Genomic DNA, 13,433 nt, shown 5'->3' with positions numbered 1-13,433 from the left:
TCTCAGGAGGCCGGTAACGGGCTTAGTTATCGATACGTTAGGCCCTTGGTGCCTGCGGGTATGACCGTCGTGAAGGTTCGTATCGACGGCGTTTCCAGGACGATTGTCGGGGGTTCGGTGGCGTAACGATACGTTAATCCGCGAGCGTCGAACGGTCGGTCCCGAGTTCATTCCTCCGAACACCTCCGGGGAACGAACCCGACGGTGAACCGCGCGCTGTCGCCCTGGATGAGGTTGCCCGCACCGCGGGGAATCTCCCACCGGAACGAGACGTAGACCGCATCGCCGACCGCGAGGCACGTCTCGCCGTCGCGCGAGAGGACGTAACCGTCGTCGAAGGTCGGATTCGCGTCCACCGCCGCCAGCGTGCCCGCCGCGATCGCCTCGTCACCGTCGGTCAGGAACGGGATGTCCTCGCTGCGGCCGTTGCCGGTCCCGACGCCCATATCCCGCCAGATGGAGATCGTTGCGGTCGTGTGGAGGTCACCCGCCGGGTCGCCGTCGTCGCCGGCCTCCCGCTCGGGTTCGGTCAGCCCGTTCTCAGCGGTATCGGACAGCGCGAAGTACAGCGCCAGCTCAGCGTTCTGAAGGGCGCCGCCGTCATCGAGGAGCGTCGCGCGGAGCGTGACGGCGCCGGTATCACCGGGCAGCACCGCCTCGTCGACGATCAGGCCGACGCCGCCCGTCGCGTCGGTCGAGACCGTCGTCAGGTCGGTGTCCGCGACGACGCTGTCGTTCACCGTCTCGCGCCAGTCGAGCGCGACCCCGGGCAGCGAGTCGCCCGACTGGATCTGCGCCGTCTGGGTCAGTTCCACCGGCGCCAGGCCGGCGGCTGCTCGGGCCGGCGCGGCACCGAGTGTGAGGAGGCCCGCTCCGACCGCCGCCGCGAGTATCCGTCGTCGAGTGAGGTGTGTCATGTAATTACTGCTTGGATGTTCGAAACGTTCGGTACGGGATCCTGCCGGATCCGACCCGCGAGGACCGGAGTCAGCGGTGCGGCGAGGAGCTTACGCGGTCTGTTGCCCGCTACCGTCGTTGTGACGGCACTGCTCGGTGTAGAAGCCCAGGTCGAAGCTCACGGAATCGGACTGTACTTCGTTGCCGACGCTCGTCGGGAGCCACCAGGCGAATCCGAGGTAATTGGTCGTGAGCGGCTGGTAGCAGTCGCGTTCCGGTGCCGTTTCGGACCCAGCAATCTCGTCGAAGGGGGTCGACTGATCCCCGTCGAGAGGGATTCCCTTCCCGCTGCTGAGCGCCGTGAGCGAGTCACGGAGCGAACCGCGGTAGATGACCTCCTCGCCACCGACCGTGGTGACGAAGCCGACGAGCTCGTTGATGATCTGCTGAGAGAGCCCGTCGGTGATGTTGATCCAGTCGCCACACTGGACCTGCTCCGACATCGTCTTGAGTTCGTCGGAACCCGTCGTATTGGGCGAGACGGCGAGCAGGCAGGCGTTCTCTTGGTCCACTCTGTTGAGAGCGGCGGTCCGCTCGGCCGGTGATCCGTCGTCGTCCTCGTCGGTGATGACCACGAGGATCTTCTTCGCGTCCGGCCGAAAGGTGAGGTTATCCAGCGCGAACTCGATCGCTTCAGACGCGTTCTCCGTTCCACCGCCGATGGTGAAACTAAAGTCCAGTTGCGTGGCGTCGGTCGTGATGTCGGTCACGACTTCGGTGATGTCGCCGTCCGTACCATCGCTGTTCGACTCGTAGGGGACGAGACCGAACGCCGCATCGACGTTCGAGTTCTGAAGCTGCGTTGCGACGCTGGTGATGTTCGTCTGGAGGAAAGACGCCTCGTTATCCATGCTTCCGGATCGGTCGTGGATGAAGGCCAGGTCGACTTTCCCGCCGGCCGCCTCCTCGCTCCCACGTCCGAGGACGTTGTCACCGTCGTCGTACCACCAGACGGTCTGGATCTCGTCGAGCAGTTCGACGTCGGACCCGAGCATATCTCCCACCGTGTCCCCGTCGACGAGGCTGAGCGACTCGTCACTCGCACCGGCGTCGCTGCTGTCGGCCTCGGGGTCAGTGATGCCACCTTCGCTGACCGCGATGGGCTGTCCCTGTAGCCAGATGTAGCCGGGGTTATCACAGAGGTGGAAGCTCAGCGTGAGTTCACCGAAGTCGCCCGGTTTCACGTCGTCGAGGTCGATGAGTGGGTTGTAGGCTTCCGCTTCTTCGTCGTATGTGTCTGCGTTGCGCGTCCGGAGCGCACCTTCCACAGTGGGATCGAGGTCCTGCGAAAGGTCGGCGCCGTCGGTACACACGTCGCCGACGGTCACCTCGTTCGTCGTCGCGCCGAACGGATCCTGGCTCCCGTCGCCGTCGGTGTCGGGGTAGGACTCGATCGCCGTGTTGGACATATACGCATCGAGGTCGCCCGCAACGACCCACACGAGCGGGTTCGCCGGATCGGGGAGCGGCACGTAGCCGGCCGTGTCATCGGGCGGCGTCCTGGTGACGTCGAGGCCATCGGCTGGATCCGGGAGGTCGTAGATCTGCGGGAACGAGTAGTGTTCCTCCCAGTCGACTTTGAGGTCGAGCTCGCCGGCCACGAGCTGATTGTCTTCGAACGATTCCTGGTCACTGAACAGCGCGCTGGTGCCGAGGCCGGCGCCCGCTGACGCCGCGCCGACGGCGCCGATCGCGCCGAGGACCTTCCGTCGGGAGAGGTCGAATTCGTATTCTGTCATTTGTGTTCCTCGCTGACCGTCGCACCGACGGTCGGTCCCCGTTTCGGGGAAGCCCTCGAGCGGAGTCGAACCGCCACTGGCCGTCGGGGGGTACCCCGAGTCCAAAGGGAGATCGTATGAGCCGTTCGCTCAGGCGGGTTGGCCGCTGCCGTCGTTGTTCCGCGCCTGCTCGGTGTAGAAGCCCAGATCGAACATCACGGAGTCCGATTGGACTCCGTTGCTGACCGCGTGCGGCAGCCACCAGGAGAAGCCCACGCAGTAGGTCGCGGAGGCGTCGAAGGGTTGGCGGTCGGCGTCGGTCTCCGGGTCCGCGAGCTCGTCGAAAGCGGTCTCGAGGCCGCCGTCGAGTGGCACGCCGTCGCCGTTTTGCAGCTCTGTCAACGCCTCTCTGAGGCTCCCGCGGAGGAACACCTCGTCGCCGGCGGTGATCTGTGCGGCGATGAGTTGAGCGACGGTGACGAGGTCTGGCCCGAACTCCGTGTTGTAGTAGTCCTCCACCGCCCCGGCGATCTGGCGGAGGATCGCGTTGAGATTGTCCGGTCCCTCGACGTTCTCGGCCTCCGCTTCGGTATCGGTGAGGACACCGGCGGTGAGAATATCGATCCCGCTCGATTCGATGCCCTGCGCGATGGTGATCGTCTCGTCGATCTCTTCTTGATTGATCGTCGCACCGGGGGACGTCCGTCCACCCGGGTACGGGCCGAGGTTCACGGAGGCGTCGCTCGTGGATACGGTGTACGTGGCGTTTTCGGCGTAGTTGGGCCCGCCGTCGGTCACGAGGAGGATTATCTTGTCCGCCCCCGGTCGCGCGGCGCTACTGTTGAGTTCCGCTTCCGCTGCCTCCAGCGCACCCGCCATCGGCGTGTTGCCGCCGAAACTGGTCAGTCGGTTCCCGACTTCTCCGTTCCCATTGCCATCCAGGAACTGCGTGACGGGACCGAGCTGGTCCGTGATGGTGACGGTCCCGCCACCGAAGGTCACGAGACCAGTCTGAACCGATCCGTCCGTGGGGAGCGTCTCGACGAAGGCGTTGGCGGCCTCGATGAGTCGGTTCTGCTTCTCGGCGGTATCGATCGACCCGGAGGTGTCCGCGACGGCCATAACGTCGACTTCGCCCGGCTCGATGTCGACGAGGTTGTTGCAGTTGTTGTCGTACCACGCGGCGACCTGGATCTCGTCGAGCAGTTCGACGACGTCGCCTTCGACCTCCTCGGACGACTCGGGCTCCATCACGCCGTTCTCGTCGGCCGCGACGTTGTCGGCGTTCATCCACACGTAGCCGTCGTTGTCACAGAGGTGCAGACTGAACGTGATCTCGCCGAAGTCGCCGGGTTTGACGTCCCCGATGTTTATCAGCGGGAGGACCGGATCCTCGGCGCCGTCGGCATACGTGTCGGCGTTCTGCGTCCGGCCGATCGTTTCGGATTCCAGGTCCGCGTACGCGCCGAGTCCGTCGCTCTCCCCGCCGACATCTGCCAGGACTTCACACGGCTCGGATTCCCCAATCCCTGGCCGGCCAGGGAAGCCGACCAGATCGAAAAGGTTCGCGGTCCCGTCGTTGTTGGTGTCGGGGAACGCCTCGATCGAGGTCTTGCGCATATACTCCGGCACGTCGCCCTCGTTCACGTAGAAAAAGGGCTCCTGTTCCTCGTCGAGTCCCGGCGGGAACGCGCGGTAACCGTCGGCAGGGGTATCCCGGATATCGAGGCCGACTGTCGGATCGCCGAATCCCTCGCCGTAGATCTGGGGGAACGAGTAGTGTTCCTCCCAGTCCATCTTGAGGTCGAGTTCGCCAGCGACGAGCCGGTTGTCCTCGAATGTTTCTTCGTCACTGAACAGCGCGCTGGTACCGAGTCCAGCGCCCGCTGACGCCGCGCCGATGGCTCCGAGTGCGCCGAGCACCGATCGCCGTGAGAGGTCAAATTCGTGTTCTGTCATAGTCTCCCTCCGTCGAGTGTCGCGGCCCGGTATGGACCGCGTCCCCGATCGGGGAACGCCCACCGGCGGAGTCGAACCGCCGTTCCGCGATCTCGCACGGGGTCTCCCCGAGGGGGACCCCCAGAACGTCGCGTCACGATCGCACCGAGTCGAACCGTGCTCCGAGTGGGTTGGGGGTCGAGTGTCTAGCTCGAGTTGTTGAAGCTGATCCCGCTACGCGGGTCGTCGTTGTTGCGGGTCTGTTCGGTGCTCCAGCCGAGGTCGAACTGGACGCTGTCGCCCTGGACCTCGTTGCCGACGTCGAAGGGGAGCTCGACCAGCATGTAGTAGGTGAACGTCCCGGGACCGGTGGTGTTCGCGCCGCCGACGAGTTGCGGCGCGTCGGGATTGTTCGTGCTGTTGGCGTCGTCGCTGCGGATGAGGACGCCCGAGCTGTTCGGCGGTTGGTTCGTGTTGTTGAATGGTGCGCTCGTCGGATCCGTGTCGTACGTCTCGACGAATTCGCGGAGGTTCGTGTAGTGGACGGAGTCGCTGCCCACTGTCGCGTTGCCGTCGAGGTCGGTCGGGGCGCCGTACGCGCCCACCGCAACGCCGCCCGCGTTGTTCGTCGTGCTGTCGAGATTCTCGAGGTCGGTGAGCATATTATTCGCGACATCACCGGCGTTCGTGACGGTGCCGTTGCCGTCATAGGCCGGGTCAGTCCCGTTGAATGTCCCCCAGTGGGTCACGAGTAGGGCCTCGCCCAGGTCGGCGCTGTTGCCGCTGTCACCCTCTGCCTCCTGCTCGGGCTCGGGGTTGGCTCCGCCGCTCTCGAGGAGGTTGTCCGCGTGAATCGTCACGTAGCCGGGGTTGTCCTCGACGTCGATCTCGAAGCAGTAGACCACCCAATCGCCGGGCTTGACGTCGTCGGCCTCGAGTCGGATGCCGTCGCCGTCGCCGGGCGACGCGCCGATCGTGGATTGGAGGCCGAGGTTGTCGTAGTAGATCTCGCCGGGGGCGTCCGAACTGTTCGCGACCTGCGTCGCAGTGACCGTCATATCGAGGGTCCCCGCCGTGATCGTGTTGTCCTCGAACGTTTCCTGATCGGAGAACAGCGCGCTCGTACCGAGACCCGCGCCCGCGGACGCGACGCCGATCGTTCCGAGTGCCGCCAGTGCCTTCCGTCGTGAGATTTCGAACCGTTCTGTCATGGTTTTGCTCCCCCGTGGGGGATGCCCACCGGCGGAGTCGAACCGCCGTCGCAGCTCCCGTTCGGAGACGGGGCGGCCGCGGCGTCCAGCGTGGGTCGTTTCGCATCTACCCCCACTGTGGATACCCCCATAGCTAATCGCGAATTTTCTAGGTTAACGGCCCTCTCGAGGGATTAACGGGCCGTTTCCGAGACGGCTCCTGTCCGAATTCGGGTGAGCGGGTCTCGAAAGCGGTGTCTCACCGAGACGCGCATAGTATTGTCGTCATTCCCGGTGAGCGCCGTCGGAAATGGGTCATTACCGGAGTTTCGCCGTGAAAACGTCGATCCATCACGGTTTTAAGCGACGGTTCAACCATCGAATCAGCCGTTCAACGGGATGATTACTATGCGCTTGCCGACGCGTAGCGTCTCAGTATCGTATGAGCCTCCGCACCTCGCATCCTGAGTCCATCCTTTCTGAGACAGACATCCACGACATCCTCCGGAACGACCGCCGCCGGCGCGTCATCGAGTGTCTGCAGGACCACCGCCGGGAGGTGATGCTGCGCGACCTCGCCGAGGAGATCGCTGAGTCCGAGACGGGGCAGACCCCCGCGCCGCGGAACATCCGCGACAGCGTGTACATCTCGCTACACCAGAGCCACCTGCCGAAGCTCGACTCGGCCGGCGTCGTCGACTACGATTCCGATCGCAAGACGATCCGGCTCTGTCGGTTCGCCCGGAAAGTCGATCAGTATATGGAAGTCGTGACGAAGTACGGCGTGAGTTGGGCGTCGTACTACCGAAGCCTCGGGACGATGGCGCTGTTTCTCGTGGTCCTTTCGCTGACCGGCGTGCCGCTCGTCTCCGCGATCGACCCGCTCGTCTTCGCCAGTCTCTTTCTTGCGCTCATCGCGGGGTCGACGCTATATCAGCTCTGGACGCGACGCTGGCTCTACCTGTCGCACTTCGAGTGAGCCGGGGAAATTCCACTCTTGTCGTGCGTGATTCGAACGTTTCAGGCATTCTCGGGGGTGATATTCGGACCTGAAGGCTTATCATTGACGAGTGGGCAAGCGCAGGTAGGCTATGGGAGAGCGTCCACTGCGACCGAATCAATCGCCGGCGATCGAGTCGACCGACGAGGGGTCCGCGCAGTTCCTGGCGGACCGGCTCTGTGCGGGGTTCATCGCCCACGACGAGCGTGACCGCGAGGAGGCCATCGAGGCCTTCGCCGACGTCGATCGCCGGCAGTTCGCCCACCTTGATGCGGGCGAGGTGCGCGAGGCAGCGGTGGCGTACGTCGACGCCCTTTGGGAGAAAGACGCCGTCGAGGACGCGTGTCGGGTCTGGGGGGAGATCGACCCGGACCGCGTCGCGGCGGCGGACTGGTCGGCCGTCGAGTCCGCCTTCGCTCGGCGGGCGGAGGTCGCCGGTATCGACCCGCGATACGCGTCGGCGAGCACGCGCGGGTGGCTCGAACACAAGACCGGCGGCGACTACTGGACTCCGCTGCAGCGGGCCCAACTGTACGAACTCAGGGCGGCGCTTCAGGACCCGACGTACCCCGAGAAGCCCCGCTCGGGGCAGTCGGGCTACGGGCCGGAACCCGCCCGGTACCTCCTCGGGGTCGAACTCCACGACACTCGGCAGTGGGCCGAGGCGCGACGCGCGATGCGGCCGTACTTCGCGTTCGTGCTCGAAGAACAGCCGGACTGACTGACCGAAGGGGAACGGCGAACGGACGGGACGCGGGCCGGATCACGCCCGCTGAGATTCCATCCGGAGGCCGCCCGGAGGGAGTCGCGCCTCGAACAGCCGAGTCCCGCAGTCGTCACAGGTCGCCGCGACCACGTCGACCGACCGGCAGCAGGACTCGACCGTCCCCTCGTCGAGCGAGACCACCCCGCCGCAGTCCGGGCAGTGATCTAGCCAGATTCGGAGTGCCCCGAGGAGTTCCAGCCGCGTTCGGTACGGAACCTCCGCCCAGTTTCCGACGCGGATGCGGAGTTCCGCGTCGGCGGCGAGATCCGCCAGGAAGGCGGTCTCAGACTCCCACTGGCCGAGGTGCCCCGCGTCGACCAGCGCGACGAAGGCGTTCGGACGGGCGTCGGTCCGAATCGGTCCCTCGACGTCGAGGCCGTCGAAGAGCGGACCGATCGTCGACGTCTCGGCCGTCTCGAGCGATTCGAGCCGGTCGTTCCAGGCCTCTCTGAACCCCTGCGAGAGGCAGAGGTCCTCGTCGCCGCGGCAGCGTTCGAGCGCGCCGGCCTCCACGAGGAACCGCTCGACGTCGACGGCGTCGGTGGAGTCCGAGTCGAACGCCGGCAGTGTGGAGTCGTGTTCGAACAGTCGGCGCACCGCGTCGGGCAGGTACCGCTTCGTCAGCGCCGGCGTCCCGGGAATCAAGTACCCGCGGAAGTAGATCGCCGCGACCCCCACGGCAGCGAAGGCGGCCGCCGCCGGGGGACTCACCGCGGCGAGGCCGACAGTCACTGTTGCGGCGATTACTATGTTGACTACCGTACACGGGAGACACCGGTTCTGGCCGGTGTACTCCGGTCGCCTCCAGTTGAATCGACGAGGGTTCGCGGTTTTCATCGGACGTCCTTCCCCCCCGTGAGCGTTAGCTAATCACCGATTAGAACTTGCTTCTCGGCTTCCGTGTGGTGAAATCCTCGGCCGAAAATCACAACCGGTTGTTATTAACAGGGACACTTATACTATCAAAGGATCATATAATAGTGTGACTTCCCCCAGCCTCGAGATGGAACGGCTCTCCGAGGCCCCCGAACCCGAGGAACCGGAGAACCTCACGGAGGAGGTACTCTTCGAGATACTGGCGAACCCACGCCGGCGGACCGTCCTCCGCGAACTGTCCAGGAACGAAACGTACGAGATCGGCATACTGGCCGAGTGCGTCGCCGGCGCCGAGAACGGTACGGCGGCCGGGGATGTCGCGAGCGAGGAGCGCAAGTCAGCGTACACGGCACTGCAACAGTTGCACCTGCCCAAACTCCACAGCGCCGGTCTCGTCGTGTACGACAAAGACCGGGGGACGGTCGAGCCGACGCTGATGAAAGAGGAGATCAACATTTACCTCGACGTCGTCCGTGGCAACGACATCCCCTGGCACGAGTACTACTTCGCGCTCGGGGTGGTGAGCCTGCTTCTGGTCGTCGTCGCCGCGTTCGACGTCTTCCCGTTCGGACTCTTCCCCGACATCGGCTGGGCGGCGCTCATCGTCCTGAGCTTCCTGATCTCAGCGAGCCTTCACTACCGCTCGCAGGCGGGAACGGGAATCGGGATCGGCCGGAAGCCCGAGCAGTGACCGTCTCCAAAGATTTACCTCATATCGAGTAAATTAGCTCGTATGGGAATCGACTACGCCGACTTGCACGACCCGAACGCGGAGTACACGATGCGGGAACTCTCCGCGGAGACGATGGGTGCGACCGCCAAGCGGGGCGGGGGCCGCGACGTGGAGATCACCGACGTCCAGACCACGATGGTCGACGGCAACTTCCCGTGGACGCTGGTCCGGGTGTACACCGACGCCGGCATCGTCGGGACGGGCGAGGCCTACTGGGGAGCCGGGGTCCCCGAACTCATCGAGCGGATGAAACCGATGGTCGTCGGGGAGAACCCCCTCGACATCGATCGGCTCTACGAACACTTGATACAGAAGATGTCCGGTGAGGGATCGATCGAGGGCGTGACCGTCACCGCCATCTCGGGCATCGAAGTCGCGCTGCACGACCTCGCGGGAAAGATCCTCGAGATCCCGGCCTATCAGCTACTGGGCGGCAAGTACCGCGACGAGATGCGGGTCTACTGCGACTGCCACACCGAGGCGGAAGCCGATCCCGAGGCCTGTGCCGACGAGGCCGAGCGCGTCGTCGAGGAGTTGGGATACGACGCGCTGAAGTTCGACCTCGACGTGCCCTCCGGCCTCGAGAAGGACCGCGCCAACCGCCACTTGCGACCGGGCGAAATCCGGCACAAAGCCGAGATCGTCGAGCAGGTCACAGAGCGCGTGAAGGACCGCGCGGACGTGGCGTTCGACTGCCACTGGACGTTCTCGGGCGGGTCCGCGAAACGGCTCGCGGCCGCCATCGAGGACTACGACGTCTGGTGGCTCGAAGACCCCGTCCCGCCGGAGAATCTTGAGGTCCAAGAAGAGGTCACGAAATCCACGACGACGCCGATAGCCGTCGGGGAGAACAGATACCGCGTCACCGAAGCGCGTCGGCTGATCGAGAACGGCGCCGTCGACATCGTCGCGCCCGATCTCCCGAAGGTTGGCGGGATGCGCGAGACGCGGAAGGTCGCCGACGTCGCGAATCAGTACTACGTCCCTGTGGCGATGCACAACGTCGCCTCGCCGGTCGCGACGATGGCCGCAGCGCACGTCGGTGCGGCGATCCCGAACGCGCTGGCCGTCGAGTACCACTCCTACGAACTGGGCTGGTGGGACGAACTCGTCGAGGAGACCGTCATCGAGGACGGCTCGATCGAGGTTCCCGAACGGCCGGGACTCGGGGTGACGCTCGATATGGACGCCGTCGAGTCGCGGATGGTCGACGGCGAGGAACTGTTCGACTGAGCCGCCGGAAGCTCGTCCTCACCGGCTTCGAAACCCCGATTGGGACGTGAAGCCGGGACCGACGAAAGCAGTCTCGCGGCGGAGTTCTGTACCAGCGCGCGGCGGTATTCGACAACAGTCCGCTGGGGATCGCCCACCGGAGTCCTGCGTCTCATCCTAACAGAAACGTCCCACCGACGACTAATACGAGGATAGAGAGGACTTGCCCTTCGGTGAACGGTCCGTACGTCGGGCGGTGTGTGTACTGCCTCGCGAAGTCGTTCAGAAACCGAACTACGGAGTACCCGCACAGATACACCACCAGCAGCGAGAACCGGGGTGAGTTGCCGACGAGCAGATAGCCGAAGAGGCCAGCGAAGAGCGCGAACTGGGTGCCCGCCTCGATCACCTCCCGGGGGAGCCCTCGGAGCGATCCGGCCGTTTGGTCCGCACCTCCCCCGTCACTCATCGATGGATGCGGGATCGATTCCCTGCGCCCGGAGCGCGTCGGCGGCGTCGTCGCCGGCGACTCGAATCGCGTACCCCGCGACCATCCTGGCGGTCTCCCAGTCCTCGTCCGTCACACACCGCTCGTCCAGGAGTGTGAGCCCCTCGTCGAGCACCGCAGCGGTCTCTGCGCGGAGGTCATCGAAGAGGCTGGCGCGGCGGGCCGCGGCCGCTCCCTGCCGTCCGGCGAAGAAGTCGATCAGTCGGGCGTGGGTCTGCAGCGTCACGAGTGGCCGGCCGATCAGCCCACCGGCGACCCGCTGAAGCGTCGACTCCCGGGCTCGAAGGTACGCGTGCATCGGCCCCGGCCCGCCGTCGTCGGGGTCCCACTCGTCAAGTTCGTCGACGACGCGCTCGCGGTGGTCGTGCTCCTGTTCGACGACCGACTCGAAGACGGCCCGGGCCTCAGTGTCGGACTCGTCGTCGACCCACTGGCTGAAGGTCTCGCGTGCGGCGTGTTCGCTCTCTGCGGCGGCGTCGAGCAGCGGCCCCGGTCGTGGGTCACCGCCCGCCAGTGCGCGAAGGAACTGTTCCGATCCGAGTCGAGCCAATGCTTCCGCCTCGTCGGCTTCCAGACGGGTTCTCAGCGCCTCGGCGTCCATACGTCCGGCAGAGTCTCGAAGGATATAGTACCGTCTGGAATCGGCGGTGGGCGGGTACCGCCATAGCCGGCGGTCCGGTGGGTGACAATCAGCGGAGTGCGGGACCGGAGAAAGAGACACGTCGCAAGTGAATTACGCTCCGCTTCCGCGTCGAATATCAGTCCTGATACGCAGGTGCTAATTGTCTTATGCCCGAATAGTGGAGTTCGTGTATGACAAATCAGCCCGCCGGCGTAACCAGTGAGACCCGTCAACTGGTCGACGGGGAATCACTGCTCGAAGATTTAGCGATCGACCAGGACGAGATGGAGTGGCGGAAGTCGTTCGTCCGACTGGACGAGACTGACAAGGAGCGGATGCAGGCGCTCGAATCCACGTTCGACGAGGTGGCGCCCGACGTCGTCGATCGGTTCTACGACCACCTGACGAGCGACCCGGCCGCGAACGAAATTTTCGGGCGATCGAGCAAGGGAATGGAGCAACTGAAGTCCGACCAGCAGGCCTACTTGCGCTCGCTCACCGACGGTGAGTACGGCCGAGAGTACTTCGCCAGACGCGCGAGGGTGGGCAAGATCCACGACATGCTCGATCTCGGTCCCAAGTTCTATCTCGGCGCGTACAGCATCTACTACGAAGAACTGCTCGGCGCGATCGGCGACTCAGTGAAAGCGGAGTTCGAAGAGCGCGACGGCGCTGAATCGGCTGCTTCGGAATCGACGAGCGAGCGGAACGTTCTCTCGGGGCTCATCGCCGGCGGTTCAAGCGACTCCTCGGCCGAGACGACGGACGATCGGGCCACCGACGTCGACGCCGCCGTCGACGCAGTCGTCGAACAAGCCACGTCGCTACTGAAAGTGCTCGCACTCGACCAGCAGGTCGCGATGGACACGTACGTCCACGCCTACAGCGAGGCCGCCCGCAAACAGGCCGAGCACCGAGAACAGTTGGCCAGAGAGGTCGAACAGGACCTCAGAGAACCGATCGACGACGTCTCCGAGGCCACCGAGATGGTCGCCGAGAACTCGTCGACGATCCGCGAGATCGCGGACAACCAGGCCACAGATATGGAGGAGGTCAGCGCCGAGATCTCCCAGATGAGCGCGACCGTCGAAGAGATCGCGGCAACCGCTGAAGACGTCGAGGAGACCAGCGACGAAGCGGCCGAGCGGGCGCGAACGGGTGAACAGGCGGCCGACGAGGCCATCGAGGTCATGGAAGACGTCGCGGCGGCGGCCACCGAGGCGTCGGCCGATCTCGAGCAGTTACACGAACAGATCAACGAGGTCGACGAGGTCATCGAAGCGATCGACGACATCGCAGAACAGACGAATCTGCTCGCACTCAACGCCTCCATCGAGGCCGCACGGGCGGGCGAGGCCGGCGAGGGGTTCGCTGTCGTCGCCGACGAGGTGAAAGAACTGGCCGCGGAATCGCGGCAGCGCGCCAGCGAAGTCGAGGAGACCGTCGGAGGCGTCCAGAAGAACGCCGCCGAGACCATCGAGAGCCTCTCGGAGACGACCGAGACGCTGCACGAGGGGATCGAACGCGGCGAGGAGGCGATGGACAGTCTCGACGAGATCGTCGAGGCGGTCGAACGAACCACCGAGGGGATCGCCGAAGTCGCGGTCGCGACCGACGAACAGGCCGTCAGCGCCGAGGAGGTGACGTCGATGGTCGAAACCGCTCGCGAGCAAGCAGAAGACGTCGCCGACCGTGTCGATGACGTCGCTGATGCGAGTCGCCAACAGACCGACCGGATGGCGTCGATCCAGGCGACCGTGGACCGGCTCGTGGCCGGCGACGAGGCTCCCGCCGAGCGGTCGCCGCCACCGCGAGGGTCTCGCGACGTCACTGTCCCCGACGTAGACGGAACGAGCGGACCGCTCGCCGAGACCGACGGCGGGTCAGAACAGTGAAGAACCAGGCGGTGACCG

Annotated in this window: 12 protein-coding genes; 5 read left to right on the top strand and 7 right to left on the bottom strand. The window is 65.1% G+C overall.

Annotated features, from left to right (window positions below):
- Positions 1-167: 167 nt before the first annotated feature.
- The 4 genes from BLU74_RS10605 to BLU74_RS10590 all read right to left on the bottom strand — a co-directional run bounded on the left by BLU74_RS10605 (position 168) and on the right by BLU74_RS10590 (position 5,824).
- Positions 168-917 carry a hypothetical protein gene (locus BLU74_RS10605; RefSeq protein WP_089767259.1) on the bottom strand — a complete coding sequence of 250 codons (750 nt, stop codon included), beginning with the start codon at positions 915-917 and terminating at the stop codon, positions 168-170.
- A 90-nt stretch (positions 918-1,007) separates the two neighbouring features.
- Positions 1,008-2,696, bottom strand: a complete 1,689-nt coding sequence (locus BLU74_RS10600) for a vWA domain-containing protein (RefSeq protein WP_089767258.1) — start codon at positions 2,694-2,696, stop codon at positions 1,008-1,010.
- 129 nt (positions 2,697-2,825) lie between these two features.
- Complete coding sequence (locus BLU74_RS18935) at positions 2,826-4,634, bottom strand: vWA domain-containing protein (protein WP_089767257.1); 1,809 nt, start codon at positions 4,632-4,634, stop codon at positions 2,826-2,828.
- Between the two features lie 185 nt (positions 4,635-4,819).
- Complete coding sequence (locus BLU74_RS10590) at positions 4,820-5,824, bottom strand: SipW-dependent-type signal peptide-containing protein (RefSeq protein ID WP_089767256.1); 1,005 nt, start codon at positions 5,822-5,824, stop codon at positions 4,820-4,822.
- A 421-nt stretch (positions 5,825-6,245) separates the two neighbouring features.
- On the opposite strand from BLU74_RS10590, the gene BLU74_RS10585 reads away from it, so the two are divergent.
- The gene (locus BLU74_RS10585) at positions 6,246-6,782 is read left to right on the top strand and encodes a DUF7344 domain-containing protein (protein WP_089767255.1); all 537 of its coding nucleotides are present in this window, start codon (positions 6,246-6,248) and stop codon (positions 6,780-6,782) included.
- A 112-nt stretch (positions 6,783-6,894) separates the two neighbouring features.
- Complete coding sequence (locus tag BLU74_RS10580; RefSeq protein WP_089767254.1) at positions 6,895-7,524, top strand: hypothetical protein; 630 nt, start codon at positions 6,895-6,897, stop codon at positions 7,522-7,524.
- Between the two features lie 42 nt (positions 7,525-7,566).
- Here BLU74_RS10580 and BLU74_RS10575 read toward each other — a convergent pair whose 3' ends face one another.
- Positions 7,567-8,406 (bottom strand): DUF8054 domain-containing protein, encoded by an 840-nt coding sequence (locus tag BLU74_RS10575; RefSeq protein ID WP_139175717.1) that lies wholly within the window; start codon positions 8,404-8,406, stop codon positions 7,567-7,569.
- 145 nt (positions 8,407-8,551) lie between these two features.
- Between BLU74_RS10575 and BLU74_RS10570 the strand changes: the two genes are divergently transcribed.
- Positions 8,552-9,136, top strand: a complete 585-nt coding sequence (locus BLU74_RS10570) for a DUF7344 domain-containing protein (protein WP_139175715.1) — start codon at positions 8,552-8,554, stop codon at positions 9,134-9,136.
- A 42-nt stretch (positions 9,137-9,178) separates the two neighbouring features.
- The gene (locus BLU74_RS10565; RefSeq protein WP_089767251.1) at positions 9,179-10,411 is read left to right on the top strand and encodes a mandelate racemase/muconate lactonizing enzyme family protein; all 1,233 of its coding nucleotides are present in this window, start codon (positions 9,179-9,181) and stop codon (positions 10,409-10,411) included.
- Between the two features lie 151 nt (positions 10,412-10,562).
- Here the strand turns inward: BLU74_RS10565 and BLU74_RS10560 are convergent, their stop codons facing one another.
- Positions 10,563-10,859, bottom strand: coding sequence for a prolipoprotein diacylglyceryl transferase family protein (locus BLU74_RS10560; RefSeq protein ID WP_089767250.1), 297 nt, complete (start codon positions 10,857-10,859; stop codon positions 10,563-10,565).
- A complete protein-coding gene (locus BLU74_RS10555; RefSeq protein ID WP_089767249.1) occupies positions 10,852-11,499 on the bottom strand; it encodes a hypothetical protein in 648 nt (215 codons plus the stop codon). Before BLU74_RS10555 ends, BLU74_RS10560 begins: the two co-directional genes overlap by 8 nt.
- A 212-nt stretch (positions 11,500-11,711) precedes the next feature.
- Between BLU74_RS10555 and BLU74_RS10550 the strand changes: the two genes are divergently transcribed.
- Positions 11,712-13,415, top strand: coding sequence for a globin-coupled sensor protein (locus tag BLU74_RS10550; RefSeq protein ID WP_089767248.1), 1,704 nt, complete (start codon positions 11,712-11,714; stop codon positions 13,413-13,415).
- The last annotated feature ends 18 nt before the right edge of the window (positions 13,416-13,433 follow it).

It is taken from the genome of Halobellus clavatus, from assembly GCF_900107195.1.
Taxonomy (GTDB): Archaea; Halobacteriota; Halobacteria; order Halobacteriales; family Haloferacaceae; genus Haloquadratum; species Haloquadratum clavatum.
This window is presented reverse-complemented; position numbering and strand designations above follow the sequence as displayed.